This is a genomic window from Curtobacterium sp. MCBD17_032, from assembly GCF_003234855.1.
In the GTDB taxonomy this organism is placed as follows: domain Bacteria; phylum Actinomycetota; class Actinomycetes; order Actinomycetales; family Microbacteriaceae; genus Curtobacterium.
The window spans coordinates 112,894-139,838 of the sequence record NZ_QKTO01000006.1 but is presented as its reverse complement, the minus strand read 5'-3'; the positions used below and the strand labels follow the sequence as shown (position 1 = coordinate 139,838).

Sequence of the window (26,945 nt, the reverse complement as noted above, 5' to 3'; positions counted from 1 at the left end):
GTACCGTGGCGCCCGTGACCCGACCAGACATCACCACGGTCGGCGAGCTCCGCGCTGCTGGGCACGTCCAGAAGTCGGTCCGCGCCGAGATCCGCGACAACCTGCTGACCGCCCTCCGCGAGGGCCGCGACCCCTGGCCCGGCCTGCACGGGTTCCGGACGACCGTCATCCCGCAGCTCGAACGAGCCCTCATCGCCGGGCACGACGTCGTCCTGCTCGGCGAGCGCGGCCAGGGCAAGACCCGGCTGCTCCGCACCCTGAACGGCCTGATGGACGAGTGGACGCCGGTCATCACCGACTCCGAGCTCGGCGAGCACCCGTTCGAGCCGATCACCACGGCGAGCATCCGGCGGGCCGAGGACCTCGGCGACGCCCTGCCGATCTCGTGGGTGCACCGTGACGAGCGCTACGTCGAGAAGCTCGCGACGCCGGACACGAGCGTCGCGGACCTCATCGGCGACGTCGACCCGATGAAGGTCGCGGAGGGTCGCAGCCTCGGCGACCCGGAGACGATCCACTTCGGGCTCATCCCGCGCGGCCACCGGGGCATCGTCGCGATCAACGAGCTGCCCGACCTCGCCGAGCGCATCCAGGTCGCGATGCTCAACGTGATGGAGGAGCGGGACGTCCAGATCCGCGGGTACGTCCTCCGCCTGCCGCTCGACGTGCTCATCGTCGCGAGCGCGAACCCCGAGGACTACACGAACCGCGGCCGGATCATCACGCCGCTCAAGGACCGCTTCGGTGCCGAGATCCGCACGCACTACCCGATCGAGCTCGAGGACGAGATCGCGGTGATCCGGCAAGAGGCACACCTGACCGCCGACGTCCCGGACCCGCTCATCGAGATCCTCGCCCGCTTCACCCGGGCGCTCCGCGAGTCGAGCGCGGTCGATCAGCGCAGCGGCGTCAGCGCCCGCTTCTCGATCGCCGGCGCCGAGACCGTCTCCGCGGCGGCCGTGCACCGTGCCGCGCGCCAGGGCGAGCCCGAGGCCGTCGCCCGGCCGATCGACCTCGAGACCGCGGTCGACGTCCTCGGCGGCAAGATCGAGTTCGAGTCCGGGGAAGAGGACCGCGCCGACGAGGTGCTCGAACACCTGCTGCGCACCGCGACCGCCGAGACCGTCCGCTCGCGTTTCCGGGGGCTCGACTTCGGCGTCCTCGTGGACGCGCTCGAAGCCGGGACGATGGTGACCACGGGTGAGCAGGTCAGCGCGCGGGACTTCCTCGCCGGCCTGCCGTCGCTCGGCGAGTCCGACCTGTACGACCAGGTCTGCGAACGTGTCGGGGCGACGAACGACGGCGAACGGGCCGGCGCCGTCGAACTGGCGCTCGAGGGGCTGTTCCTCGCGCGGCGCATCAGCAAGGAGTCCGGCGGGGGCGAAGCAGCGTATGGCATCTAGCCGCCCGAACCGGCGGCTGAGCCGGGACACCCGCTACGGCCGGTACGAGGGCGGCCCGGACCCCCTGGCACCGCCCGTCGACCTCGCCGAGGCGCTCGACGCCATCGGCGAGGACGTCATGGCCGGCACCTCGCCCGAACGCGCGATGCGAGAGTTCCTCCGCCGTGGCGGTCCGACCCAGCGCGGGCTCGACGACCTCGCCCGGCTCGTCGCCGAGAAGCGCCGGGAGCTCACCAGCCGGAACAACCTCGACGGCACCCTGCAGGAGGTCCGGCAGCTCCTCGACGAGGCCGTCCTCGCCGAGCGCGGCCAGCTCGCCCGGGACACCGCGATGGACGACGGCGACCGGGCACTCGCCGAGATGCAGCTCGACAGCCTCCCGGCGTCTCCCGCGGCCGCCGTGCGCGAGCTCAGCGGCTACGGGTGGACGAGCCCCGCGGCCCGGCAGAAGTACGAGCAGATCAGGGACCTGCTCGGTCGGGAGATGCTCGACCAGCGCTTCGCCGGCATGAAGCAGGCGCTCGAGAACGCGACCGACGACGACCGGGCCGCGGTCGCAGAGATGATGCAGGACCTCAACGACCTGCTCGACGCCCACCGCCGCGGCGAGGACACGCAGGAGCAGTTCGACGCGTTCATGGCGCAGCACGGTGACCAGTTCCCGAGCAACCCGAAGGACGTCGACGAGCTCCTCGACGACCTCGCCGCCCGGTCCGCCGCCGCCCAGCGGATGCGGAACTCGATGACGCAGGAGCAGCGCGACGAACTCGACGCCCTCGCCGAGCAGGCGTTCGGCTCCCCCGCCCTGATGGGCGCGCTGTCCCAGCTGGACGAGAACCTCCGCGCGCTCCGTCCCGGCGAGGACTGGGGCGGCTCCGAGGGGATGGACGGCGAGCAGGGCCTCGGACTCGGCGACGGGACCGGGGTCTTCCAGGACATCGCGGACCTCGACGCCCTCGCCGACCAGCTCGCGCAGGTCGGTCCGGGCTCGGAACTCGACGACCTGGACCTCGACGCCCTCGCGCAGCAGCTCGGCGACCAGGCCGCCGTGGACGCCCGCACCCTGCAGCAGCTCGAGAAGGCGCTGCGGAACTCCGGGTCCTTGCGCCGGGGCACGGACGGCCAGCTCCGTCTCACCCCCAGGGCGATGCGGCAGCTCGGGAAGAGCCTGCTCAAGGACGTCGCCGAGCGGATGTCCGGCCGACAGGGCGCGCGTGACCTGCGCCGGGCCGGAGCCGCCGGTGACCGCTCGGGCTCGACCCGGCCGTGGGAGTTCGGCGACACCGAACCGTGGGACGTCACGCGCTCGATCACGAACGCCCTGACCAGGACCGCGGGCGACGGAACACGTTCCGGTGCCGGTGTCCGCCTGCAGATCGAGGACGTCGAGGTGCAGGAGACGGAGGCCCGCACGCAGGCCGCCGTCGCGCTGCTCGTCGACACCTCGTTCTCGATGGCGATGGAGGACCGGTGGGTCCCGATGAAGCGGACGGCCCTGGCGCTGCACACGCTCATCTCGACGCGGTTCCGCGGCGACGACCTGCAGCTCATCGCGTTCGGTCGCGAAGCCGAGGTGATGGACGTCGAACAGCTCGTCGGCCTCGACGCGATGTGGGACAAGGGGACGAACCTGCACCACGCCCTGCTGCTCGCGAACCGGCACTTCCGGAAGCACCCGAACGCACAGCCGGTCCTGCTCATCGTCACGGACGGCGAGCCGACGTCGCACCTGGAGCCGAACGGGCAGGTGTACTTCAGCTACCCGCCGGACCCGGTGACCATCGCCCTGAGCGTCCGCGAGTTGGAGAACGCCCACCGTCTCGGCGCGAAGACGACGTTCTTCCGCCTCGGCGACGACCCCGGTCTGGCACGCTTCGTCGACGGCATGGCCCGCCGGGTCGACGGCACGGTGACCGCTCCGGAGAACGAGGACCTCGGCGTCGCGGTGGTCGGCTCCTACCTGGGGGCCAGGCGCGGCTCCGGCTCGGCCTCCGGCGACGACGGGCTGTGGGGCAGCGCCTTCGGGCGCTTCGCCTGAGCGGCGACGGGACCGACTGGTGCCGACTGCCGGACGGGAGGCGCGCCTCCCGGCCGGCGACCGGCCAGCGTCAGAAGACGGGCCAGGGCACGGCCGGCCCGGACCCGGTCGGCGGCGGGAACGCCCGCACCGCGGCGAGCGCGGCGCACCGACCGCGGAGGGCCGACAGTTCGTCGTCCGTCAGGTGCTCCCGGAGGGTCTCGCCGAGCTCGCCACGGAGCGCCTCGGACAGCCGCTGGAGCCCGGCGACCTCGTCGTCGGTGAGCGGCTCGCCGATCCAGCCCCACAGCACGGTCCGGAGCTTGTGCTCGGCGTGGAAGGTCAGACCGTGGTCGACGCCGAAGCGGTGACCGTCCGGCATCGCCAGGACGTGGCCGCCCTTGCGGTCCGCGTTGTTCGTGACGACGTCGAAGACCGCCATCCGCCGGAGGACCGCCGTGTCCTCGTGCACCAGGGTGACCGCCTGCTCGTTCTCGTCGACGGCGTCGAGCACCTCGCGCACGGTCCCCTCGGCGACCGCGGCCGAGGCTTCCTCGCTCGGGAGCAGGTCGACCGCGTCCTGCGCCGGGTCGATGACCTGCCAGCGCTGGACCATCCCCGGGCCGAAGGGGCCGTCCCCGAGCCAGGTCGGCGGGACGACGTTCCACCCGAGGGCTTCGGAGACGAGGTACGCGGACACCTCGCGGCCGGCGAGCGTGCCGTCCGGGAAATCCCACAGCGGCTTCTCGCCCTCGATCGGCTTGTAGACGACGTCCTCGCCGTCGAGCCGGGCGACGAAGGTGGCGTTCGAAGCCTCGCGGATGCGTCCGGTGATCCGGAGCTCCCCCGGTGCGCTCGGCACCGAGGCGCTGGCGGCATCGAGGCCGGCGAAGCCGTCACCGCTGCCCCGCTGGACCGTCATCCGAGCTCGGGCGGGTTCGGTCGTCCGGCGGCGACGATCTCCCGGGTGCGCTCGACGAACGCGCGGGCGGTGCCGACCGGGATCTTCACCTGCAGGAGTTCGGTGGGCTCGGGGAGCTCGACGACCGCTTCGACCTCGTCGCCGTCGCCGGTGGACTCGGTGACGACCTCGAGGTCTTCTTCGATCGGGTACGCCTCGATGACCACCTGCGCGGTGGCGGGGTCGAAGCCCAGGCTCAGGGCTCCGGCGCGGAACTCGGGCTCCACGGGCTGGTCGAGCGGGTCCCCGTCGCGCAGCTCGGTGGGGGCGGCGTCGGGGACGCTGAAGCGGTTGTCCTCCACCGTGGCGACCTCGTCGAGGAGTTCGTCGATCTTGTCGGCCAGGACGGCCGACTGTTCCTTCTCGATGGCGACGCTCACGACGCGGCGGCCGTCGCGGGCCTGGATGTAGAACGACCGCTCGCCCGGGAGTCCGATCGTTCCGACGACGAGTCTGTCCGGCCAGTCGAAGCCGTGGACGATGGGGGGCATACCCGCATTGTAGGAGCGGCCGCCTCCGTCCGTTCAGGGAGTGGGTCGCTCGGCGTCCTCGTGGCCCGCTCCGCCCCCGACCGGTGCGTCGCCGGACGGTGCCGCTGCCCGCGCCAACCAGGAGAGGTCCCCCGACTCGGTGTTCGTCGCGACGACCTCGGGGCGCTGCTCGCCGTAGCGGACGATCGACACCGAGGCCGGTCCCACGGCGATGCGCTGGAACAGGTCGAGGTGCATGCCGAGCGCGTCGGCGAGGACGGACTTGATGATGTCGCCGTGGCTCACCGCCACCCAGACCGCCTGTGGACCGTGCTCGGCCTCGATCTGCGCGTCGAGCCGGCGCACCGCCGCCACCGCCCGGGACTGCATGGTCTGCATCGACTCCCCGCCCGGGAACACCACCGCGCTGGGGTTGGTCTGCACCACCCGCCAGAGCGGCTCCTTCGCGAGGTCGCTGATCGCGCGGTTCTGCCAGTCGCCGTAGTCCGCCTCGATGATGCCCCGCTCGACGAGCTGCTGCGGGTCGCCCGGCTGGAAGGCCGTGATCGCACGGGCGGTCTGTCGGCACCGCTCCAGCGGACTGGAGACGACCGCGGCGAGGGGCACCGCGGCGATCCGCTCGGCCGTCGCGGCTGCCTGGCGCTTGCCGACGGAGTCGAGGGCGACGCCGGCAGTGCGGCCCGCGAGGAGTCCGGTCGCGTTCGCGGTGGTGCGCCCGTGCCGGACGAGGAGGACGGTCGCCATGGGGACGATCCTAGGCGCGCCCGACGGTGCGACCAGCGGACAGGCACGTGCGGGCGATCCGCGGACCCGCGAGAATCGAACGGTGTTGGTCTCCATCGTCTACATGAGCGTCGCGACGCACGAGTTCACCGAGGACGATCTCGCCGAGATGCTCGCCGCCGCGCGGCTGCGCAACGAGGCGCTCGGCGTCTCCGGGCTGCTCGTCGTCAAGGGCGGCCGCTTCATGCAGCTCCTGGAGGGCCCGGCGTGGAGCGTCGACGACCGGTTCGCCGCGATCGAGCGGGACCCGCGCCACCACACGATCCGGTCGCTGATCCGGGAGGACATCGAGCACCGCCGCTTCGACGGTTGGTCGATGGCGTACCGCGGCCTCGACGACGCCGACATCGCGGCCGAGGAGGGCTTCAGCCCGTTCCTGTCCGGCACGCTCGAGTTCGCGCCGACCGTCGACCGCACGAGTGCCGCCTGGCTCCTGAAGTGGTTCCGCGACCGGGACCTCGTCGAGGACTGACCCCACTCGTCCACTGGACGGCGTCGTCCACCGCGGCGCGCACCACCGCGGCGCGCTCACCGTTCTGTCTGTACCGTCGGCGGCATGCCGTTCTTCCGTTCCACCCCAGCCCCGCCCGCGACTCCCCCGACGGAGCCGTTGACCGGCGCGCGGGCCGCGTGGTCCGACTCGTTCGGCAAGCTCGCGACCCGGTGCCTGCAGGTCATCATCATCCTGGTCATCGTCGCGGGCATCGTCTACGCGAGCCAGGTGCTCAGCGTCGTCACGATCCCGGTGCTCCTGGCGCTCATCATCGCCTCGGCCATGCACCCCGTCGTGTCCTGGCTCCGCCGACACGGTTTCCCGTCCGTCTTCGCGACGCTGACCGTGCTCCTCGGTGTGCTCGTCGTCCTCGGACTCCTCGGGTACCTCATCGTCGTCGCCGTCGAGAACCAGTGGTCGAGCCTGCAGAAGTCGGCCGTGCAGGGGTTCCAGCAGCTGCAGGACTTCAGCACGACGTTGCCGTTCGCCATCTCGGACTCGCAGGTCGACGACGCGGTCAACACGGCCACCGACTTCGTCACGAGCGCCCAGTTCGGCTCGGGAGCACTCGCAGGCGCGTCCGCGACCGCGAACTTCCTCACCGGCCTCGTGCTCATGATCGTCGTGCTGTTCTTCTTCCTCAAGGACGGGCCCCGCATCTGGGAGTTCCTGCTCCGCCCCTTCACCGGCGCCTCGTACACCCGCGCCCGCCGCGTCGGTGACCGGGTCGTCTCCACCCTGGGCGGCTACGTCCGCGGTACCGCCACCGTCGCGGCCGTCGACGCGATCGGCATCGGTGTCGGCATCGCCATCGTCGGCGTCCCCCTCGCCCTGCCCCTGGCCGTCATCGTGTTCATCACGGCGTTCATCCCGATCGTCGGCGCCACCGCAGCAGGCATCCTGGCAGCGCTCGTCGCCCTCGTCGCGCTCGGCCCGGTGCCGGCGCTGATCGTCATCGGCATCGTGGTGCTCGTCAACCAGCTCGAGGGCAACTTCCTCCAGCCGGTGCTCATGGGCAAGACGCTCCGTCTGCACGGCCTGGTCATCCTGATCGGCCTCACCGCGGGCACCGTCCTCGCCGGCATCACCGGTGCGATCATCTCGGTGCCGCTCCTCGCCGCCGCATGGGGTGCGATCAAGGTGTGGGACGGCCCGGACCTCGCCGCCGAGCCGTGGCGCCAGAAGCGTTCCGAGGACGTCGAAGACCACGAACGGGCGAACAAGCGGGCGAAGCGACGCGAGAAGGCGCAGAAGGCCCGCGCAGAACGACGCGAGAAGGCGGAGAAGGCCCGCGCGAAGCAGGCCGCGAAGGCCGCGAAGGCGGGCTGACGCCACCACCGGGACCGGACGGGAGGCCCGGACCGACCCACCGGGGTCGGTCCGGGCCTCCCGTGGTTCCGCCGGACGCTGGCGCCGTCAGCCCGGGCGGGGCGTCCGTCGGGGACGTGGTCAGACCGGCGGGCAGGCGAACGAGCGATCGACGACCGCCAGCAGCCGCGCTCGGTGCGCCGGGGCGACGCACGCGAGCGCGAGCACGCGCCACATCGTCCCGACGGCCGGGAGCAGGTCCGCCCGCGCGGCACGCACGTCCGAGACGAGCTGCACACCCGTGAACCACGGGACGACCGTCGCCCCGAGCGCTTCGGCGCTGACCGTCGAGTCGACCTCACCGGCGGCCACCGCGAGCCGGAAGACGTCGACGACGCTCGCGATCCACTGGTCGTAGAAGGCGGAGGTGGCGCCGGAGAAGACCCGGTTCTCGAGCGAGAGCCGGATGCCCGCGCGCACGACGGCGTCCTCGAGCAGGAGCCCGGCGATCGTCCGGGACGCGACGACCAGTCCGCCGAGCGGCGACGGGTCCTCGAACGAGACGGCGGCGAAGGTCCGGGCGTTCTGCTCGTCGATGACCCCGAGGGCGATCGCCTGCTTCGTGCGGAAGTGGAAGTGGATCGCGCCCTGGCTGACCCCGGCTGCCTTGGCGATCCCGGCGATGCTCGCGGCCCCGAACCCCTGCCGGTCGAACTCGACGGCCGCCGCGTCGAGGATCGCGGTGCGGCGGTCGGTCCCGCGTCCGGGCACGGGTGTCGGCATCGTCATGGTCTTCGTTCCCCCGTGGTCCCTGGTGCTGGGCGTGGACAGAACGACCGGTGCACGCCGACGACAAGGCTACCGCGGAAGCGAAGAGTCCTCACGCTCCGAGGCGTGCCGTTGGTCATCCAGACGCCGGACACCTCGGGGGCATCCCGTGCAGCCCAGCGGGAAGGGGGATCCCTCGGGATCAGTCGTTCGCCGCCCCGCGTCATCGACGCCGTGCTCGGCGAGCGCTGTCGACCAGGGCTCCGCCGAGCGCGACGAGTGACACCGCTGCGATGCCGACGTACCCGACGGTGAAGTCGGCCCCGCCACCGTCGGGCGCCGTGACCACGATCACGATGCTCCAGACGACGGCTGCTGTCGCGGCGAGGAGTGTGAGACCGGCGGATGCCCCGAGCACGACGGCTCGTCTGTTCCACGCGGGCTCGTGACCGGTCGACGCGGCCGCGGGGCGCCGGTCACCGTAGGGCCCTGGTGCTGGTGCTCGAGACGTCACGACGCAACCCTCCCACGGGCACGGAGCCTCACCGGCCCGGCGCTCCCTCCTGCATGAGCGATGCGAGCAGCCCGAGCCGCTCGGCACTCTCGCTCCCCGGGTCGGCGTAGTAGAGCACGAGGACGAGGCCGTCGACCGGCAGCTTGTCGCGGTGCAGGTGCAACTCGCCGACGACCGGGTGGTCGACCGTGACCGACCCGCCCTCGAGTGCCCGGACGTCCTGCCGCGCCCAGAGCTGTCGGAAGCGTCCGCTCGCGAGCGACAGCTCACCGACGAGTTCGACGACCCGTTGGTCCTGCGCGGCGTCCGCGACCGACCGCCGGAACGCCCCGACGAACTGCTGGACCGCACGCTCCCAGTCCCGGTGGAACGCCCGCTCCTCCGGGTCGAGCAGCAGGGACCGCAGCCGGTTCTCGCCGACCCGGAGGCGGGGTGAGAACGCGGTCGCGAGGTCGTTCGCCGCGAGGACGTCGAACGCGCGACCCTCGAGGAACGCGGGGACGTCGAGCGATGCGAGGAGTGCGTGCAGGCGGGCCGGGACGCGCTCGGCACTCCGACGGGGTCGACTCCGTCGGACGGGCTCGGCGAGGTGCCGGAGGTGCGCCTGTTCGACGTCGTCGAGCCGCAGCACACGGGCGAGTGCGTCGAGGACCTGCGGCGACGGGTGGGTGTCGCGGCCTCGCTCGAGTCGCAGGTAGTAGTCGGTGCTGACGCCCGCGAGCATGGCGACCTCCTCGCGGCGGAGGCCCGGCACGCGTCGGAGCCCGCCACCCGGGATGCCGGCCTGCTCAGGCGTCACGAGCCCACGTCGTGCCTGCAGGTACGCGCCGAGCAGGTTCGTCGGGGCGTCGTCCGGGCCTCCGCCTGCGGTCATGCGGCCGTCCCAGACCGTCCGGGCAGCGTCGCGAGCGCGCGCGACCGCTGCGCGACGAGGTCGTCGTAGGTGCCGTCGCGTTCCGCCCACCGGTGCATGAGGACACCCTGCACCAGGACCTCGTGCGGCGTCGGGTCCTGTGCCAGGAGCGTCATCACCTCGGCGCCGAACGCCCCGAGGTCGAGCGCGTTCGGGTTGCTGGTCCCCATGCTCGTGGCGACCGCCGGCGGCACGAGCTCGGCGACGTCGACACCGGTCCCGGCGAGCTGTGCTCGGAGCGCCTCGCTGTAGGCGTGGACGGCCGCCTTCGAGGCACCGTACGAGGCCATGAGCGGGAAGGGCAGGAAGCCGATGCCCGAGCTCACGGTGACGATGGTGCCGCTCCCCCGCGCGAGCAGGTGCGGGGTGAAGGCGTCGACGACCCGGATGGTGCCGAGCACGTTGACGTCGATCGTCCGCTCGGCGTCGACGAAGTGCGCCGGGTCGCGGAGGTCCTCGGGAACGCCGATGCCCGACATGGTCACGACGGTGTCCAGGTCGGGCAGGAGGTCGAGTACGGTGTCGCGGGCAGCATCGACCGAAGCACTGTCCGTGACGTCGATCGTGACCGTGCCGAAGCCCTCGGTTCGGAGCTGGTCGAGCAGGTCGGTGCGTCGGCCGCCGATGACGACGGAGCACCGGCGTCCCGGAAGCGCCGGGCGAGTTCGAGGCCGATGCCGGAGGTGGCGCCGACGATGACGACTGAGCGTGTGGTGATGTCCATGCCTCGACGCTAGGTCGGTGGTGCGAACGGTCCCGGGTCCCCCGCAGGACCTGTCAGAGCCGACGAGCGGGGAACACTGCGGAGGGTGTGGGATTCGAACCCACGAGACATCGCTGCCCACCTGTTTTCAAGACAGGCTCCATCGGCCACTCGGACAACCCTCCGTGACGCGACCACGTGGCGAGACGTGACCGCGTCCCGAGCAGTCTACCGGGCCTCCCGTCCGGCGGCGGAGCGCCGGCCGCGCCTCAGCGCGGCAGGGTGTCGAGCGCCGCCGCGAGCCCGTCGTCCGTGACGCCACCGGTGATCTCGCTCCCGGCGTCGACGACGTCGTCCGGCGCCTGCCCCATCACGACACCACGGCCGGAGGTGGAGGCCCAGCGCAGCATGTCGATGTCGTTGCGTCCGTCACCGGCCGCGAAGACGCGGGAGCGCGGGATGTCGAGCCATTCGCGGACCCGCTCCATCGCGGTGGCCTTCGTGACGCCCTCGGGAGCGATGTCGAGCCAGGCCGTCCAACCGACGGTGTACGAGACCTTGTGCAGACCCATCCGGTCGACGATCTGCAAGAACTCCTCGAGCCCGTGCTCCGGGGAGATGACGACGACGCGGGTGGCGCGGACGTTCAGCAGCTGCTCGAAGTCGACGTGGTCGCCGGACGCGGTCATGGTGTCGTCCGGGAAGTCGCCGGACAGCAGGTAGTGGCCGGTCTCGTCCTCGACGCCGTACGCCCCGTTCTGCAAGGCCCCGCGGATGGTCTGCAGCACCTCGGTCGGGTCGAAGGTCTCGACGTGGACGCGCTCGTACGCGCCGTCGGGGGTGCGCTCGAGCGTGAGTGCGCCGTTCGCACAGACGAGGTACCGCGGCTCGATGCCGAGCTGCTCGAGCAGCGGGACGGTCATGCCCTCGCTGCGGCCGGTGGAGAGCATGACCTCGTGCCCGGCGGCCTCGGCGTCGCGGACGGCCCGGATGACGGTGTCGGTGATGACGCCGTCCTCGCGCATGGTCGTGCCGTCGATGTCGAGCGCGACGAGCCAGCGCTTCACCCGCGCCGGCGCAGCGGCATCCCGGCCCGATGCCGCGTCGGAACCGTCCACGAAGCCGCGTGAGGAGCTCATCGGGGTTCGATCACCTCGACGCCGCCCAGGTAGGGCCGGAGCACCTCGGGGATGACGACCGAGCCGTCCTCCTGCTGGTGCGTCTCGAGGATCGCGACGAGCCAGCGGGTGGTGGCCAGCGTGCCGTTGAGGGTCGCGACCGGCGCGGTCTTGCCGCTCTCGGTGCGGTACCGGATGTCGAGACGGCGGGCCTGGAACGTCGTGCAGTTCGACGTCGAGGTCAGCTCGCGGAAGGTGCCCTGCGTCGGCACCCAGGCTTCGAGGTCGTACTTGCGCGCGGCACTCGTCCCGAGGTCACCCGCGGCGGTCTCGATCACGCGGTAGTGCAGCCCGAGGTCCTGCAGCATCGACTCCTGGTACGACATGAGCCGCTGGTGCTCGGCGTCGGCCTGGTCCGGGTGGACGTAGGCGAACATCTCGAGCTTGTTGAACTGGTGCACCCGGAGGATGCCGCGGTTGTCCTTGCCCGCCGACCCGGCCTCCCGCCGGTAGCAGGTCGACCAGCCGGCGTAGCGGAGGGCCGGGTCGTCCTCGGACGGGAACTGCAGGATCTCGTCCGCGTGGTAGCCGGCGAGGGCGACCTCGCTCGTGCCGGTCAGGTACAGGTCGTCGGCCTCGAGCCGGTAGACCTCGGCAGCGTGCTCACCGAGGAAGCCCGTGCCGGCCATCGTCTCGGGGCGCACGAGGGTGGGCGTGATCAGGGGCTCGAACCCGTGCTGCACGGCGCGGTCGAGGCCGAGCGACATGAGCGCGATCTCGAGGCGGGCGCCCATCCCCTTGAGGAAGTAGAACCGCGAGCCGGAGACCTTGACGCCGCGGGCGATGTCGATGATGCCGAGGGACTCGCCGAGGTCGGCGTGGTCCTTCGGCTCGAAGGCGAACGACGGCTTCGTGCCGACGGTGCGCAGGGTGACGAAGTCGTCCTCGCCACCCGCGGGCACGTCCGGCAGCACCACATTGGGGATCGCGCGGACGACTGAGTTGAAGGTGTCCTCGGCTGCGGTGACGGTGGCCTGCGCCTCCTTCACCTTCGCGGCGAGCGCCTGCGCCTGCTGCACGAGCGCGGCCTTCTCGTCCTTCGGGGCCTTCGCGACGGTCTTGCCGAACGCGTTCTGTTCGGCGCGGAGCGCCTCGAACGCCGTGATGGCGCTGCGTCGCGCTGCGTCCGCGGCGACGGCCTGGTCGACGACGTCGACGGAGGCGCCGCGCGCCGCCTGCGAGGCCTTGATGAGGTCCGGTTCGTCGCGCAACAGCTGGGGGTCGATCACCGGCCCAGCTTACCGGGGACCCGGTGTCCGACCGGTGGACGCTCCGGACGGGAGGCCCGGCACCGGCCCGACCCGCGCTCCCGTCCCGGACGTGGTCACGTTCCGGACCGCGCAGCCGGTGCCCGGTAGCGTTGACGGTATGTCGACGCCCTCGGAAGCCACCGCCGTGCCGGAGGACGCCCCTGCCACGGACCAGCGCACCGCCGCAGTCATCTACAACCCCGTCAAGGTCCACCTGCCGTCCCTGAAGCGCACCGTGAACCGGTACCAGCGCGAGGCCGGCTGGTCCGAGACCAAGTGGTACGCCACGAGCGAGGAGGACCCGGGCGGCGGCATGGCCCGGGAGGCGCTCGAGGCCGGTGCGGACGTCATCGCCGCGGCCGGTGGTGACGGGACGGTCCGCGCCGTCGCCGAGGTCGTGCACGGGTCCGACGCCGCGCTCGCCCTGCTGCCGAGCGGCACGGGCAACCTGCTCGCCCGCAACATCCCCGCGCCGATCGACGACCTCGGTGCCAGTGCGCACACGATCTTCCACGGCGAGGACCGCGAGATCGACATGGGCACCGTGCACGTCGAGCGGCCCGACGGCTCCCGTGAGCAGTTCGGCTTCCTCGTGATGGCGGGCCTCGGGCTCGACGCACGGATGCTCGTGAACACGAACGACGAGCTGAAGAAGAAGGTCGGCTGGCTCGCCTACGTCGACTCGCTCGTCCGGTCGCTGCGGGACTCCGACGCCATCGAGTTCCGCTACCGCCTGGACGGCCAGAGCACCCGGTCGGTCCGGGCCCACTCCCTCATCGTCGGCAACTGCGGCATGCTGCAGGCCGGCGCGACCCTGCTGCCGGACGCCGAGATCGACGACGGCTACTTCGACGTCGTCGTGATGCGACCGCACGGGTTCTTCGGTTGGGTCCGGATCGGGGCCCGCGTGTTCTGGGAGAACGCGATCCTCCGCCGCTTCCGTCGCTCGGCGCTCGGCAAGACCGAGATCGGCAAGACCATCGTCACGAAGACCCGCGACGAGCGCCCGCTGCGCTACCTGCGCGGCGAGGAGTTCACCGCGCGGCTCGAGCGCGCCGAGGAGTTCGAGATCGACGGCGACCCGGTGGGCGAGGTCCGCGCCTTCCGGGCGAAGATCGACGCGGGCGGTCTGACGGTCCGCGTGGCCGGACCCGAGGACCAGACGCGGGCGACCCGCCGCCGCTGACGCGTGCGGGGGTGTCGGACGGGAGGCTCAGCCCGCGTCCGGCTCCCCGCTCACGATCGCGCGCAGCCAGTCGCGCGCCTCGACGAAGGCCTGGTCGGAGTACCGGGGTGAGACCTCGGACCGGAGGCCGTCCGCACGCGGGTACGAGCCGAGGAAGGTCACCCGCGGGCTGAACCGCCGGAGGCCGAGCAGGGCGTCCGCGACGCGTTCGTCGTGCACGTGGCCGTCCAGGTCGATGACGAACCGGTAGCGGCCGAGCTCGTCGCCGATCGGCCGTGACGACAGCAGCCCCATGTTGATGCCCCGCGTGGCGAACTGCTCGAGCATGTCGACGAGGGCACCGGGGTGGTCCGCGGGCAGTTCGACGATGACGCTCGTCTTGTCGGACCCGGTCCGCGGCGGGATCGCCAGGGTCTTCGAGACGAGCACGAACCGGGTGACGGCGCTCGCGTTGTCGCCGATCGAGTCGGCGAGCACGGCGAGGTCGTAGTGGTCCGTGATGCCGGGCGGGGCGACGGCGGCGTCGGCGGTCGGGTGGTCGTCGAGGAGCACGGCCGCCGCGGCGACGTTCGAGGACGCCGGGATGTGCCCGTGGCCCGGCAGGTTCGCCTCGAGCCAGTGGTGCGTCTGGGCGTAGGCGACCGGGTGCGCGTTCACGGTGCGGACGTCCGACAGGGACGTGCCGGGGCGGGCGACGAGCACGAAGTCGACCGGGACGAGGTACTCCCCCACGATCCGCACGCCGGGGATCCGGGCGAGGGCGTCCTGCGTGGCGCTCACGCCGCCGTCGACGCTGTTCTCGATCGCGATCACGGCGCCGACCGAGCGGCCGGTCATGACGTCGTCGAGCGCCTCGCCGACGTTGTTGACGCTCCGCCAGGGCTTGCCGACCGCGGCCTCGACGAGCTTGAGCGCCGCCTCGGTGAAGGTCCCCGCCGGTCCGAGGTAGCTGTAGGTCTCGGACGGGGAGTCGGCGGCCTGGCTCATACCGGCGAGCCTATCGGCGTGCGGTGCCCCGTCCGCCGCTCAGAGGACGAGCTGCATGGTGTCCGAGTCGCCGTTCCGTCCGACGGTCCGGAACCCCGCTCGTTCGTAGAGGATGCGCGCGCCGGTGTTGCCGTCCTCGACGCTCAGACTCATCCCGGGCCACCCGGCGTCCCGCGCCGCGGCGACGAGCCGGGTGAGCAGCGCCGCCCCGATCCCGCGGCCGCGTGCCCGGGCGTCGAGGGCGAGGGTGAGCTCGGGCACGTCCGCGTCGACGAACCCGTACCCGGGGTCCTCGGGGGGCAGGTGCACCGCCCACGCGACGCCGACGGGCCCGTCCTCGTCGGTCGCCACGACGCCGAGGTCGGCGGCACCGGGCCGCTCGGGGTCGAACGCGGTGGAGTAGTGGGCGAACTCGGGCCGGTCGAGGTCGGCGTCGACGAACCGCTCCCCCGACCAGTTCATCGCGTCGAGCGTCGCCCGGCGGAGCAGGGGCACGTCCTCGGCGGTGGCCGCGCGGTACCGGATGCCGTCGACGGTGTCCGGCAGCGACTCCTCGGCGGTGCCCGTCAAGCGCGCCTCGCACATCGCGGTGTCGGAGACCGTGTCGTCGCCGGGCATGTTGCTCACCGCGGCGAACCGGCCCTCGGGGTCGACACGGGCGAGGAGGACGCGGGAGATCGTGTCGAGCTCGGCGACCTGCTCGTCGGTGAGCGCGTCGATCACGAGCCGCCGCGCGGTGCGGACGTGGTCCGGCGCGGCGGCGACGATGTGGTCGAAGCCGGCGTCGGTGAGCCGGACGTCGGTGGCCCGGCGGTCCTCGGAGGACGGGCACCGGGCGACGAGTCCGCGCTTCTCGAGGCGGGACACGACGTGCGACAGCCGCGGGAGGGACGCGTTCGTGGCCGAGGCGAGCACCGACATCCGCAGGGTGCGGGAGTCCCGCTCGGAGAGCATCGCGATGACCATGTAGTCGAACAGCGTCAGGTCGGCGTCCCGTTGGAGCTGCTGGTCGAGGGCGGCGGGCAGGAGTTCCATGACGGCGACGAACCCCATCCAGGCACGCAGCTGCTCCCGGGAGAGCCAGGGCGTGTCGTCGGTCATGGCGTTCATCCTACGGAGAGGTTGTCGCTGCAACCGCAGGTTCGTGCGGACGTCGTCGAGCCGTGACCGCGCCGACCACGAGTGCGGCCACGACGACCGCGACGAGCACGCCCTCGACGACGAGCAGCCGGGCGGTGTAGTCGAACGGCAGGACCGTGGGGTTCTTCGTGCCTTCGGACTTCGCGACGATCTCCGGGACGACGACGAGCGCGAGCACGCTGCCGAGGACGACCGTGGCCTGCACCACCACGAGCACCCACGCCCGCAGCGCACGGCCCGCGCGCCGGAGGCTCGCGCCGACGGCGAGCACGAACGGCGACAGCACGGCGTCGTGGAGCACGACCGCAGCGAGGAGCCAGACGAGCAGGCCACCGATGCGGTGCGGGCGGACCGAGGTCAGCAGGACCCAGGCGCCGAAGGCGATGACGAGCAGGCCGACGAGCACCAGGACGGTCCGCGCCACCCGGATCCGCCGGTCGAGGCGCTCGGGGGCGGGCAGGGCGCTCATGCGATGACCTCGATCCGTTCGATCCACTTGGTCTGCAGGACGCCGGGTCGTCCCGGGGCGATGATCCGCGCCGGGAACCCGTGCTCCAGGTCGAGCGTCGCACCGTTCAGCTCGAGGGCCACCAGGGTCGTCGGGTCGGCGGTGTACTCCGGTCCCATCTCCATCACCCGGTAGCTGCCGTTCTGCTCCAGACTCGTCACCCGCACGCGCACGTCCGGGTCGGACTGCACCGCCGCGAGGAGATCGCGCATCCGGACACCCTTCCAGCTCGCCATCTGGCTCCAGCCCTCCACGCACGAGATCGGGAGCCGCGCCTCGGCCTGACCCAGGGCGACGAGTTCGGCGCGGGAGAACGTCCGGCTGACCGCCGGGCCGGCGACGGTGAGCGCCCAGTCGGCGGCGGTCGCGGTGGCGAGGACCCCGGCGGCGCGAGCCGTCCGGTTCACCGGCAGCCCGTTCTGTCCGATGTGCCGCTTCCGGGGAGCGAAGACGTTGAACGGCTCGGCGAGCACCGACGACTGGCCGGCCGTGAGGACGACGACGCCGGCCGTGGCCGCCGTGACGCCGGCGATGAACCCGCGGCGGGCGAGACGCTGGCGCCCGCCCTCGGCGTCCGCGTCGGCGTCGGCGTGGGCGTCGGTGGCCGGGTCCGGTGCCGCGCGGTCCGCGACCGGCGGAGCGCCGTCGATCCAGCGGTGGAGGCGACCGACGAACCCGCGGGCGGTCGGGGCGGAGTCGGGGCGGGCCTCCAGGGCGGGGTCGGGCAGGTCGCTGCCCACCGTGCGGTCCACGACGAACCGACCGTGCTCGTCGAACGCGTCGCGCGATCGCCAGTACCGCGTGATGATGCGCAGCTTCGCGCCGATGTGCAGCACGAGCGAGCCGATGATGACGTACGCGAGGGCGTTGTGCACCTGCCGGAACGGGAACGGCCACGGGTACCACTGGAAGGTGTTGAGCAGTCCGGTCACGACCTGGATGAGCGCGGCCGCCACGAACACCGCGATCGACAGCCGCTCGAGCCCGTGCAGGACCCCGCGGACCGGCGGGGTCTGCAGCAGCGCCGGCATGACGACGTTCAGCTTGGCGAGCAGCAGCGGGATCGCGGCGATGCCGGCGGTGACGTGCAGGCCCTGCGTGACCTGGTAGAGCTGCACCGGCCGGGTCGGGAAGCGCATCCACCCGGGCGGTTCCTGCAGCAGGTGGCTGTAGACGCCGGTGGCGAAGCAGACGAGGAACGCGATCCCGAGCAGCCGACCGGTGACGACCGCCGAGCGCGCGGTGCGGTTCGGCGACGCCATCGCGCTCCGTGCGTCCAGGAGGAGGCGCTGCACGCCCGCTAGCCTCGACGGACCATGAGCGAACGACTGCACCCCGGCCGCCGCCCCTCGACCGGACTCGTCGCCACGCTGCTCGCCGTGGTGGGCGTGCTCGCGCTCGGCGCCGTCATCGCGGTGGGTGTCACGCATCTGGGGTTCCTCCGGGAGGGTCATCGCTCTCCATTCGTCACCTGGACGCTCATCGCTTGGGCGGTCTTCGCCGCTTCGGTGCTGGCGCTCAGGTTCGTGCCGCCGCACCTCGTGACGCGGATCGTGCTCGGTGGTGCGGTCGTGGTCGGCATCGCGGCCCTCGTCGGGCCGCCGAACACGAGCACCGACTCCGCACGCTACGCCTGGGACGGCATCGTGCAGCACGCCGGGGTGTCCCCCTACGCGCACACGCCGCAGTCCGAGGCCTTGGCAGGTCTGCGGCCGGACTGGCTGTTCCCCGACAAGGTCGACGGCACCTGCAAGCCCCTCGAACCTCGGTACCGCGGCCTCGGGGACGGGGCGCTCGGGCACTGCACGGCGCTCAACCGTCCGGACGTGCCGACGATCTACCCGCCGATGGCCGAGCTCTGGTTCGCCCTGGTCCGGGCTTCCGTGCCGGTCACGGCGCAGTACATGCCGTTCCAGGTCGCCGGACTGCTCGTCTCGCTCGGCGTGACGGTCGGTCTGCTCGTCGTCCTCCGCCGCATCGGCCGGCCGGCGTGGTGGGCGGCGCTGTGGGCCTGGTCCCCGCTCGTCGCCGCCGAGGCCGTGACGAACTCGCACGTCGACGTCGTCGGGGCCGCGCTGGCGACCGCGGGTGCGGTGCTCGTGGCGTTCGGTCGGCCGATCTGGGGCGGCATCGCGCTCGGGGCCGCGACCGCGACGAAGCTCATCCCGGCGATCGTCTACCCGGCGCTGCTCGGCCGGTGGCGGAGCTGGTGGGCGGTCCCGGTCGGCATCGCGGTGTTCGGGCTGCTCTACGTGCCGTACGTGCTCTCGACCGGGCCGAAGGTGCTCGGGTACCTGCCCGGCTACCTGTCGGAGGAGGGCTACGAGGACGGCTCCCGCTTCGCCCTGGTGGCGAAGGTCCTGCCCGGCGACGCGGCGACGATCGCCGTGGGCCTCATCGTCCTCGCCGCGGCGGTCATCGCCTGGCGGGTGTCGGACCCCGCGAACCCGTGGTCCGGCCAGGTGTTCATGATCGGCGTGACCTTCCTCGCGGTGACCCCGCGCTACCCCTGGTACGCGCTGCTGCTCATCCCGTTCGTCGTGCTGTCCGGCCGGTGGGAGTGGCTGTCCCTGACGCTCGCCATCGCGCTGCGCGGGGTGTGGCCGTCGGTCGTCGCCTACCGGTGGTGGCTGCTCGCGGCGATCGCCGTCGTGCTCGTCGTCACCCTCCTCCGCACGCGCCGCGAGGACTGGCTCCGGTGGCGGGACCGCCTGCTCGGCCGGAGCCAGGGAGCCCCGGTGCCCGCCGGGGACGCGAGCCGCGGTCCCCGCGACGTATCCTGACGACATGCCGGCCCAGATGCTCCCCTCGACGGGTCTGCTGAGCCGTGTGCGTGCGGGAGCGACGGACACCGCGGTGCACCCCCTGGTCGCACAGCATCCGGGCCTCCCGCCTCGGCCCGACGGCGACCCGGGCCTGGTGGACCGGTTCGGCCGGTACGCCGTCGACCTGCGGGTGTCCCTGACCGAGCGCTGCAACCTCCGCTGCACCTACTGCATGCCGGCCGAAGGTCTGCCCTTCGCGCCCGACGCCGCGCTCATGTCCGCGGACGAGATCGCCCGGCTCGTCGGGCTCGGCGCGCGCGAGCTCGGCATCCGCAAGGTCCGCTTCACGGGCGGCGAACCGCTCCTCCGCAAGGACCTCGTCGACGTCATCGCCCGGTGCGCGGCCGCCCACCCCGACCTCGAGCTGTCCCTCACCACGAACGCGATCGGACTCGCGGGTCGCGCGGCAGCGCTGCGCGCCGCCGGACTGCACCGACTGAACGTCTCGCTCGACACCGTGGACCCGGACGTCTTCGCCGAGGTCACCCGCCGCCCGTTCCTCGACCGCGTCCTCGAGGGGATCGCCGCCGCGGCCGACGCCGGCCTCGGGGTGAAGGTCAACGCGGTCCTGCTCCGCGGGGTGAACGACCACCTGGCGTCCGAGCTGCTCGCGTGGTGCCTGGAGCGCGGCCACGAGCTGCGGTTCATCGAGCAGATGCCGCTCGACCCCGGGCACGCCTGGGATGCCACGACCATGATCACGGCCGTCCAGATCCGTGAGCTGCTCAGCGCCGAGTACGTCCTCACCCCGGACGACGCCCCGCGGAACGGCGCGCCCGCCGAGCGCTACCGGGTGCGGTCCCGGGCGACCGGTGCGGACCTCGGCACCGTCGGGGTCATCGCGAGCATCACCGAGTCGTTCTGCGGCGACTGCACGCGGACCCGCCTCACCGCCGACGGCCACGTCCGCAGCTGCCTGTTCTCCGACGACGAGACCGACCTGCTCGGCCCCCTCCGCGCCGGTGGGGACGACGCCGACGTCCTGGACCGCTGGCGTCGAGCGATGTGGGCGAAGCCCCGCGACCACGGCGACGACACCGACGGCCTCGTGCACCCGACCCGGGGCATGAGCGCGATCGGAGGATGAGGACATGACGACCCTGCGCTTCTTCGCGGCCGCCCGGGCCGCGGTCGGACTCGACGACACGACCGTCACGGCGGACTCGCTCGACGAGGCCCTCCGCCAGGTGTCCGCCGCCGACCCGGAGCGCTGGGCCGCCCTGCAGGAACGCTGCTCGTACCTGGTGGACGGGGTGACCACCCGCGACCGGACGACGTCGCTCCACGGGGTCGACCTCGTGGACGTCATGCCCCCGTTCGCCGGCGGCTGACCGAGCGGCGGCCCGAGGCCGGCGCCCGCGGAGAGCGCCCCGCGGAGAACGGCCCCGCGGAGAGCGCTCAGCGGAAGGCGGCCTCGCGGGGAGCGCCCAGCGGAGAGCCCTCAGCGTTCCCAGACGGTGAGCTCGGCGGGCGGGACGTGCACCCGCACGGCCGTACCGGCGGTCACCCGGAGCGCGGCGACCGCGGCCAGCGTCAGGTCGGCGGACAGGTCGTCGGTGCGGAGCCGGACCAGGCCGTCCGCGGTTCGAGGGCGCGGACGACCTGCGGGAGGCCGTGGTCGCCTGCGGCCGCGTCGTCCGGCGTCACGACGGCCGCCGTCGGGTGGTACGCCGCCGAGACGGGTCGCCCGGGAGGCACGCCGTGCGTCGCCGACACGAGCGCACTCCCGCCCCCACCGCCGCCGTCGTCGCCGTCGTCGCCGGCGGCGCCGGCGCCGGCGCCGGCGCCGGCGAGCAGGATCCCGTCCGCCGTCGCGGTGCCGTGCAGCACGACCAGCCCCGAGAACGCCGCCGCGAACCCGCTGCGCGGCCGTGCGAGCACGTCCGCCGGGACGCCGGACTCCACCACCCGGCCGTCCTCGAGCACGACGACCCGGTCGGCGAGCGCCATCACCTCCACCGGGTCGTGCGTCACGAGGATGCTCGGCCGCCCGGACACCGCCGTGCGGAGGGCGGCGCGGACGTCCTCGCGGGCGCCGACGTCGAGCGCCGAGGTCGGTTCGTCGAGCAGGACGACGGCGGGGTCCGCGGCCAGTGCCCTGGCGATCGCGACGCGCTGCGCCTGTCCGCCGGACAGGGTGCCGGGCGCCCGGTCCGCCAGGTCGGCCGCCCCGACGGCGGTCAGCGCCTGCCGGGCCGTCAGACGGGCCTCCCGTCCGGAGCGGCCCGCGGCGCGCGGTCCGAAGGCGACGTTCGCGAGGACGGTGCGGTGCGGGAACAGGTCGGACCGCTGGGCCACGAGCCCGATGCGCCGCCGGTGCGCCGGGACGCTCCGTCCGAGCCCGGCGAGGACCCGGCCGTCGGAGCGGACCTCGCCGCCGTCGAGCGGCAGGAGGCCCGCGATCGCGTCGAGGACGGTCGACTTGCCGGACCCGTTCGCACCGACGAGGGCCACGCACTCCGCGGGACCGACGGTCAGGGTGACGTCCACGTCGCGATCGTGCCTGACCACGTGTGCGACCAGGCCGGCGCGGACGTCCCCCGACCCGGTCACGACGCCGTCCGGGTGCGGACCGAGGCGACCCCGATGACGAGCACCGCGACGACCACGAGCACGAGGGCGAGGGCGACCGCGGTGTCCGGGTCGACCTCGCGCTGCAGGTACACCTCGAGCGGCAGGGTCCGCGTGACGCCCTGCAGGCTGCCCGCGAAGGTCAGCGTCGCGCCGAACTCACCGAGCGCCCGGGCGGCGCAGAGCACCAGGCCGGACAGGATCCCCGGCAGCACCCGCGGCGTCGTGACGGTCAGGAACGTCCGGGTCGGTCCGGCACCGAGCGTCGCCGCCACCCGCTCGTACCGGTCCCCCTCGACCCGCAGGGCACCCTCGACGGCGGACACCAGGAACGGCATCGCGACGAACGTCTGCGCCATGACGACCGCCACCGTGGTGAACGCGATCCGCAGTCCGTGCTCGTCCAGGAACGCCCCGACGACGCCCATCCGCCCGAAGGCCGCCAGGAGCGCGAGCCCCCCGACGACCGGCGGCAGGACGAGGGGCAGCAGCACGACCGCGCGTGCCACGCCGACCCACCGTGACCGGGACCGGGCGAAGAGCACCGCGAGCGGGTACCCGAGCACGAAGGACACCCCGGTCGCCGCCGCCGCGGTCCCGAGGCTCAGGCCGAGCGCCGTACGGGACGCGGGCGACGTGACGAGCGCGAGGAAGGAGCCCCACTCGACACGGCCGACCATCGCGAGCACCGGGACGACGACGAACAGGCCGCCCAGCACGGCCGGCAGCGGCAGCCACCACGGGACCGGTGCACGACGGACGGTGCCGGTGCGGCCGGAGGAGCGGCGCGCGACGGCGGCGCGGGCGGTCGTGCGGGCCACGGTCAGGGCGTCCCGAAGCCGGCCGCGGCGAGCACGCGCTGGCCGGCGGGCGACAGCACGGAGGCCATGAAGGCCCGGGCGGTGGCCGGGTCCGCCGCGTCCCGGAGCACGCTGATCGGGTAGGTGTTCACGGCGTCCGCGGCGGCGGCGAACGGGACGCCCACGACGTCGTCGCCCGCCCCCTGGACGTCAGTGCGGTACACGATGCCGGCGTCCGCTTGGCCGGACGTGACCTTGCCGAGGACGTCGGTCACGGACTGCTCCTCGCTGACCGGGTGCAGGTCGACGCCGGTCGCCCGCTCGACGGCGGCGGTCGCGGCGCCGCACGGCACCGGCACGGCGCACGTCACGAGCTGCACGTCGGACGCCGTGAGGTCCGCCAGGTCGGACACGTGCAGCGGGTTGCCCGGAGCGACCGCGATCTCGAGCGTGTTCGTCGCGAAGACGCGCGGTCGGCCGGCCAGCAGGTCGGCTCCGAGCGCGTCGGTGCTCGCCTGGTCGGCGGAGGCGAGGACGTCGGCAGGGGCGCCCTCGCGGACCTGTGCGACGAGGTCGCTCGACCCGCCGAACGAGAACCTCACCGTGGTGCCGGGGTGGGCGCGCTCGAAGTCCCGCCCGAGCGTCGTGAAGGTCTGCTGGAGCGAGGCCGCGGCGAACACCGTGACCGTGCCCGCGGGACCGCGCTGCGTGCCTCCGGTCGCCCGGTCGGCGGCGGGACCGCTCGCACACCCGGCGGCGGTGAGCGCCAGCAGGAGGACGGCACCGATCGCGGTCCTGCGTCGCATCGCCCCTCCGCTCTGCCGCAGATGCGGCTCCCGATGGGGATCCTATCCGCAACCGCGGCCGGCACCTCACACGGGCGTGAGCGGGAGACCCTCTCTCCGCCACGCGTCGACGCCGCCGTCGAGGACGGTCACGGGACGCCCGGCGGTCCGCGCCCAGGCGTCGGCGCGAGGACCGCGGGCGCAGGTGACCACGACCTCCGCGTCGGCCGGGACCGCGTCCGGGTGCACCGACCCGGCGATCACGCCCGTCGCCCACTCCGCCGGGGTGCGCACGTCGACGACCGTCACCCGGTCCGCGGCGTCGGCCAGACGGGCGGCGAGCGCGGCGGGGGCGATCCGCGACGGCCGGGTTGCGTCCGCACCGTCCGCCGTCCCGACCGGGAGGCCCGTCGGCCGTCGCGACGCCGGCCCGCGCCGGACGGGGCTCTCGGTCCACCGCCACCGTCGGGCGTCGACCGTGAGGAGCCGCCCGAGCAGCGGCTCACCGAGGCCGGCCACGAGGGCCGTCACCTGCGCGGCCATCACCGACCCGACCGCGCCGCACAGTGCCGGGAGGACCCCGTCGACCGCGCAGGACCCCTCGTCGGGCAGGACCTCCGGGTGCAGGTCGTGGAAGTCGACGCCGTCCGGCCCGGCGTCGCGGAAGACCGAGACCTGTCCGTCCCAGGACAGCACGGTGCCCCAGACGAACGGGATCCCGAGCGGCGCACACGCGTCGGACACCGCCCGGGTGACGTCGACGGCGTCGGCGGCGTCCACCACGACGTCGTGCCCGGCGACGTGCTCGGGGCGGAACCGCCCGGTGACCGCGACGACGTCGAGCTCGGGGTCGACGGCGCGGGCCCGTGCGGCCGCGACCTCGGCCTTCGCGTGCCCGACGTCGGCGCCGGTGAACAGCGTCTGCCGGGCCAGGTTCGAGCCGTCCACGACGTCGTCGTCCACGATCGTCAGTCGTCCGAGCCCGCTGCCGGCCAGGTACGCGACCACGGGAGCGCCGAGCCCACCGGCGCCGACGACGAGCACCCGGGCGCGCGCGAGACGTTCGAGGACGTCCGGTCCCGCACCGGCGAGCGCCGCCGTCCGCGAGCCGAGGCGGCGGCGCGCGGTGCTGACGGGCGTGCTCGTGTCCGGTGTCGTGCTCACGCGTCCGCCTCCCCGCTCGCCGCCTCGACCGTCACCATGGTGGCCTTGACCGAGGCGACCGCGACGGACCCGACCTCGATCCCGAGCTCGCGGACCGCCTCCGCGCTCATCAGGGACACCAACCGGTGCGGACCGCACTGCAGCTCGACCTGGGCCATCACCGTGTCGACGACCAGGTCCGTCACGATGCCGACGAAGCGGTTGCGTGCGGAACTCCGGACGCCGGACGGGTCGGCGAGCTGGTCGCCGCGCGACGAGGCGTACTCGGCGAGTTCCCGCCCGTCGACCACCGACCTGCCGGCGGGATCGGTCGCCCGGGTGAACGTGCCGCCCTCGACGAGCCGCCGGACGGTGTCGTCGCTGATGCCGAGGTAGGTCGCGGCGTCACGGATCCGGAGCTGCGTCATGACGACGACCCTAACCGGGGAACGACCCGCCACGACTTGTGGACACTCACCGCTCCGGGAGGCGCGGCACCGGGTTCCCGTCCAGCGGCGCTCGGTACCGTGCTGGGCGTGAGTTCCCCCCGTACCGGCAGCATCGGCGTCCCGCACGCGGTCCGCCGGGTACCGGTGCGCGCCGGCGTCCGCGGGGCCGTGTCCTCGGTCGTGACGGCAGCGGTCCGGGTGCCGGAGCTCACCATCGGCGCCGCGGGCGTCGTCGTCGCAGCCGCCTTCTCGTGGGTCCCGTCCCTCTGGTACGACGAGGCGGCGACCGTCACGAGCGCGCAGCGGTCCTGGCCCGAGCTCTGGGCAGAACTGCACACCGTCGACGCGGTGCACGGCCTGTACTACGCCCTGATGCACGTCTGGTTCTGGCTCGTCGGGTACACCCCGTTCACGCTGCGCCTGCCGAGTGCCCTCGCGATCGGGGTGGCGGCGGGCACCGTCGTCGCGCTCGGTCGGCGCCTCGGCGGACGTCGGCTCGGGATCACGGCGGGCATCGTCTTCCTGCTCCTCCCCCGTGTGCAGTGGGCGGGTACCGAGGGCCGTCCCTACGCCACCATCACGACGCTGTCGGTCTGTCTGACACTCGTCGGCGTCTCGGCCCTGCGCCGCACCCGGTCCGGAGCACCCCGGGCCGCCGGGTGGTGGACCGCCTACGGGGTGCTCGCCGTCGTCGCGGTGCTCCTCAACGTGTACCTGGCGCTCGCGGTCCTCGCCCACGCCGTCGCGCTCGCCTGGACCCTGCTGGCCGAGCGGCACGCCCTGCGGGCCGCCGTCGTCACCCGGGACGGCCGCACGCCCGGGGCGGCGCTCGTTCCCGGCCGTGTGCTGGTGGGTTGGGCCGTCGCCGCCGGCATCGCTGCCGCCGTGGTCGCGCCGTTCGTGGTCGTCGTGTCCTCGCAGGCGAAGCAGGTCGGCTGGATCAAGGACATCAGCCGCGACACCCTCGGGCAGGTGTGGTCGACCGCCTGGTTCGGCGCGTCCGACCCGTACGCGGCCGTCATCTGGTCCCTCATGGTCGTCGGCGTCGGGCTCGCGCTCGTGCAGGTGCACCGCCGGGTGCCGTCCGCGCGTGCACTGTTCCGGGCGCAGACCGTGCGGGTGGCCCTGCCGCTCGTGGTCGTCCCGACCGCCGTCCTCCTCGTCGCGACGGCCCTCGGCGAGCGCCTGTACTCGCCGAAGTACGCGACCCTGAGCCTGCCGTTCGTGGCGCTCCTCGTCGCCCTCGCACTCACCGCGGTCCGACCCAGGGCGCTGCTCGCCGCCGCGCTCGCGGTGCTCGTGGTCCTGTCGGTCCCCACGGCCGTCACCGTCAAGGGTCCGCAGGCGAAGCAGGAATCGACCTGGGCGCACGCCGCCTCGATCATCAGCGCCGAGCGGTCCGTCCGCCCGAGCGCCAACGAGGGCGTCGTGTTCGGCAGCGTGTACCGCCACCCGACGGCGACCGCCGAGATCATCCGGGTGTCCTACCCGGACGCGTTCTCCGGCCTCACCGACCTGGGCGTCGCGACCGACGGTGCCGAGGAAGGCGTCCTCTGGAACACGAACGGCGACCTCGCGACGACGATCCCGTCCCGCCTCGGCGACATCGACACCGTCTGGTACGTCGGCGGCACCTCCCGCACGATCCGGCCGGAGGTCAAGGCGGTGCTCGAGGAGCAGGGCTTCCACGTCGCGCACAACTGGCAGACCGGCAAGGTCATCATGACGGAGTTCGTCCGCTCCTGACCCCGGACCCCGCCCGCGTGGGG

27 protein-coding genes and 1 tRNA gene are annotated in these 26,945 nt (G+C 73.2%); 9 read left to right on the top strand and 19 right to left on the bottom strand.

All coding sequences use genetic code 11. From position 1 onward, the window contains the following. Positions 1–14 precede the first annotated feature (14 nt). Positions 15–1,403, top strand: coding sequence for a magnesium chelatase (locus tag DEI91_RS10560; RefSeq protein ID WP_111052247.1), 1,389 nt, complete (start codon positions 15–17; stop codon positions 1,401–1,403). Then, the gene (locus DEI91_RS10555) at positions 1,393–3,441 is read left to right on the top strand and encodes a VWA domain-containing protein (protein WP_111052246.1); all 2,049 of its coding nucleotides are present in this window, start codon (positions 1,393–1,395) and stop codon (positions 3,439–3,441) included. Before DEI91_RS10560 ends, DEI91_RS10555 begins: the two co-directional genes overlap by 11 nt. Before the next feature lie 70 nt (positions 3,442–3,511). On the opposite strand, the gene DEI91_RS10550 is transcribed toward DEI91_RS10555, so the two are convergent. From DEI91_RS10550 to DEI91_RS10540, 3 genes are read right to left on the bottom strand one after another with little or no spacing between them, the layout of a single operon-like run. Beyond that, positions 3,512–4,342 (bottom strand): SCO1664 family protein, encoded by an 831-nt coding sequence (locus tag DEI91_RS10550; RefSeq protein WP_111052245.1) that lies wholly within the window; start codon positions 4,340–4,342, stop codon positions 3,512–3,514. Then, positions 4,339–4,872: a DUF3090 domain-containing protein gene (locus DEI91_RS10545; RefSeq protein WP_111052244.1), complete on the bottom strand. Its 534-nt coding sequence runs from the start codon at positions 4,870–4,872 to the stop codon at positions 4,339–4,341. Before DEI91_RS10545 ends, DEI91_RS10550 begins: the two co-directional genes overlap by 4 nt. A 33-nt stretch (positions 4,873–4,905) precedes the next feature. Further along, positions 4,906–5,616: an MSMEG_4193 family putative phosphomutase gene (locus DEI91_RS10540; RefSeq protein ID WP_111052243.1), complete on the bottom strand. Its 711-nt coding sequence runs from the start codon at positions 5,614–5,616 to the stop codon at positions 4,906–4,908. 82 nt (positions 5,617–5,698) lie between these two features. Here DEI91_RS10540 and DEI91_RS10535 point away from each other — a divergent pair, with 82 nt between their 5' ends. Together DEI91_RS10535 and DEI91_RS10530 are read left to right on the top strand one after the other, a co-directional pair. Next, a complete protein-coding gene (locus DEI91_RS10535) occupies positions 5,699–6,127 on the top strand; it encodes a BLUF domain-containing protein (RefSeq protein ID WP_181439566.1) in 429 nt (142 codons plus the stop codon). A gap of 84 nt (positions 6,128–6,211) precedes the next feature. Further along, positions 6,212–7,477, top strand: coding sequence for an AI-2E family transporter (locus DEI91_RS10530; protein ID WP_111052241.1), 1,266 nt, complete (start codon positions 6,212–6,214; stop codon positions 7,475–7,477). 120 nt (positions 7,478–7,597) lie between these two features. Here the strand turns inward: DEI91_RS10530 and DEI91_RS10525 are convergent, their stop codons facing one another. The 7 genes from DEI91_RS10525 to serS all read right to left on the bottom strand — a co-directional run bounded on the left by DEI91_RS10525 (position 7,598) and on the right by serS (position 12,761). Then, positions 7,598–8,245, bottom strand: a complete 648-nt coding sequence (locus tag DEI91_RS10525) for a ScbR family autoregulator-binding transcription factor (RefSeq protein ID WP_111052240.1) — start codon at positions 8,243–8,245, stop codon at positions 7,598–7,600. A gap of 202 nt (positions 8,246–8,447) precedes the next feature. Beyond that, positions 8,448–8,642, bottom strand: coding sequence for a hypothetical protein (locus DEI91_RS10520; protein ID WP_111052239.1), 195 nt, complete (start codon positions 8,640–8,642; stop codon positions 8,448–8,450). 124 nt (positions 8,643–8,766) lie between these two features. Continuing rightward, complete coding sequence (locus DEI91_RS10515; protein ID WP_111052238.1) at positions 8,767–9,612, bottom strand: helix-turn-helix transcriptional regulator; 846 nt, start codon at positions 9,610–9,612, stop codon at positions 8,767–8,769. Further along, a complete protein-coding gene (locus tag DEI91_RS10510; protein WP_258374386.1) occupies positions 9,609–10,496 on the bottom strand; it encodes an SDR family NAD(P)-dependent oxidoreductase in 888 nt (295 codons plus the stop codon). Before DEI91_RS10510 ends, DEI91_RS10515 begins: the two co-directional genes overlap by 4 nt. Then, positions 10,455–10,539: transfer RNA gene (locus tag DEI91_RS10505), tRNA-Ser, on the bottom strand. Before DEI91_RS10505 ends, DEI91_RS10510 begins: the two co-directional genes overlap by 42 nt. 84 nt (positions 10,540–10,623) lie before the next feature. Further along, positions 10,624–11,493, bottom strand: coding sequence for an HAD family hydrolase (locus DEI91_RS10500; protein WP_111052237.1), 870 nt, complete (start codon positions 11,491–11,493; stop codon positions 10,624–10,626). After that, on the bottom strand, positions 11,490–12,761 hold the full coding sequence (gene serS, locus DEI91_RS10495) for a serine--tRNA ligase (protein WP_110825990.1): 1,272 nt from the start codon (positions 12,759–12,761) through the stop codon (positions 11,490–11,492). The genes DEI91_RS10500 and serS overlap by 4 nt, the downstream gene beginning before the upstream one ends. A 139-nt stretch (positions 12,762–12,900) precedes the next feature. Between serS and DEI91_RS10490 the strand changes: the two genes are divergently transcribed. Continuing rightward, complete coding sequence (locus DEI91_RS10490; RefSeq protein ID WP_111052236.1) at positions 12,901–13,968, top strand: diacylglycerol kinase family protein; 1,068 nt, start codon at positions 12,901–12,903, stop codon at positions 13,966–13,968. A gap of 27 nt (positions 13,969–13,995) precedes the next feature. On the opposite strand, the gene pheA is transcribed toward DEI91_RS10490, so the two are convergent. From pheA to DEI91_RS10465, 4 genes are read right to left on the bottom strand one after another with little or no spacing between them, the layout of a single operon-like run. Continuing rightward, positions 13,996–14,955 (bottom strand): prephenate dehydratase, encoded by a 960-nt coding sequence (pheA, locus tag DEI91_RS10485; protein WP_111052235.1) that lies wholly within the window; start codon positions 14,953–14,955, stop codon positions 13,996–13,998. Between the two features lie 39 nt (positions 14,956–14,994). Then, positions 14,995–16,056 (bottom strand): bifunctional helix-turn-helix transcriptional regulator/GNAT family N-acetyltransferase, encoded by a 1,062-nt coding sequence (locus DEI91_RS16845; RefSeq protein WP_309148053.1) that lies wholly within the window; start codon positions 16,054–16,056, stop codon positions 14,995–14,997. Positions 16,057–16,066: 10 nt separating this feature from the next. After that, a complete protein-coding gene (locus tag DEI91_RS10470; protein WP_111052234.1) occupies positions 16,067–16,564 on the bottom strand; it encodes a hypothetical protein in 498 nt (165 codons plus the stop codon). Continuing rightward, positions 16,561–17,898, bottom strand: a complete 1,338-nt coding sequence (locus tag DEI91_RS10465; protein ID WP_181439565.1) for a molybdopterin-dependent oxidoreductase — start codon at positions 17,896–17,898, stop codon at positions 16,561–16,563. Before DEI91_RS10465 ends, DEI91_RS10470 begins: the two co-directional genes overlap by 4 nt. A gap of 21 nt (positions 17,899–17,919) precedes the next feature. Between DEI91_RS10465 and DEI91_RS10460 the strand changes: the two genes are divergently transcribed. Genes DEI91_RS10460 through DEI91_RS10450 form a run of 3 tightly spaced genes read left to right on the top strand, consistent with a single transcriptional unit; the run spans position 17,920 to position 20,759 of the window. Next, on the top strand, positions 17,920–19,386 hold the full coding sequence (locus DEI91_RS10460) for a glycosyltransferase family 87 protein (RefSeq protein ID WP_111052233.1): 1,467 nt from the start codon (positions 17,920–17,922) through the stop codon (positions 19,384–19,386). A gap of 4 nt (positions 19,387–19,390) precedes the next feature. After that, positions 19,391–20,515: a GTP 3',8-cyclase MoaA gene (gene moaA / locus DEI91_RS10455; RefSeq protein ID WP_258374385.1), complete on the top strand. Its 1,125-nt coding sequence runs from the start codon at positions 19,391–19,393 to the stop codon at positions 20,513–20,515. A gap of 4 nt (positions 20,516–20,519) precedes the next feature. Then, a complete protein-coding gene (locus tag DEI91_RS10450) occupies positions 20,520–20,759 on the top strand; it encodes a MoaD/ThiS family protein (RefSeq protein WP_111052232.1) in 240 nt (79 codons plus the stop codon). 202 nt (positions 20,760–20,961) lie between these two features. On the opposite strand, the gene DEI91_RS10445 is transcribed toward DEI91_RS10450, so the two are convergent. The 5 genes from DEI91_RS10445 to DEI91_RS10425 all read right to left on the bottom strand — a co-directional run bounded on the left by DEI91_RS10445 (position 20,962) and on the right by DEI91_RS10425 (position 25,155). Further along, positions 20,962–21,918 carry an ABC transporter ATP-binding protein gene (locus DEI91_RS10445; RefSeq protein ID WP_220038070.1) on the bottom strand — a complete coding sequence of 319 codons (957 nt, stop codon included), beginning with the start codon at positions 21,916–21,918 and terminating at the stop codon, positions 20,962–20,964. A 59-nt stretch (positions 21,919–21,977) separates the two neighbouring features. Further along, entirely contained in the window at positions 21,978–22,826 is an 849-nt protein-coding gene (locus tag DEI91_RS10440) for an ABC transporter permease (protein ID WP_375537682.1), read from the bottom strand. After that, on the bottom strand, positions 22,823–23,605 hold the full coding sequence (gene modA, locus DEI91_RS10435) for a molybdate ABC transporter substrate-binding protein (RefSeq protein WP_111052231.1): 783 nt from the start codon (positions 23,603–23,605) through the stop codon (positions 22,823–22,825). Before modA ends, DEI91_RS10440 begins: the two co-directional genes overlap by 4 nt. A gap of 66 nt (positions 23,606–23,671) precedes the next feature. Beyond that, positions 23,672–24,748 (bottom strand): ThiF family adenylyltransferase, encoded by a 1,077-nt coding sequence (locus tag DEI91_RS10430; protein WP_111052230.1) that lies wholly within the window; start codon positions 24,746–24,748, stop codon positions 23,672–23,674. After that, positions 24,745–25,155 (bottom strand): molybdopterin-binding protein, encoded by a 411-nt coding sequence (locus tag DEI91_RS10425; protein ID WP_111052229.1) that lies wholly within the window; start codon positions 25,153–25,155, stop codon positions 24,745–24,747. Before DEI91_RS10425 ends, DEI91_RS10430 begins: the two co-directional genes overlap by 4 nt. Positions 25,156–25,263: 108 nt before the next feature. Here DEI91_RS10425 and DEI91_RS10420 point away from each other — a divergent pair, with 108 nt between their 5' ends. Beyond that, the gene (locus DEI91_RS10420) at positions 25,264–26,922 is read left to right on the top strand and encodes a glycosyltransferase family 39 protein (protein WP_146244270.1); all 1,659 of its coding nucleotides are present in this window, start codon (positions 25,264–25,266) and stop codon (positions 26,920–26,922) included. Positions 26,923–26,945 lie beyond the last annotated feature (23 nt).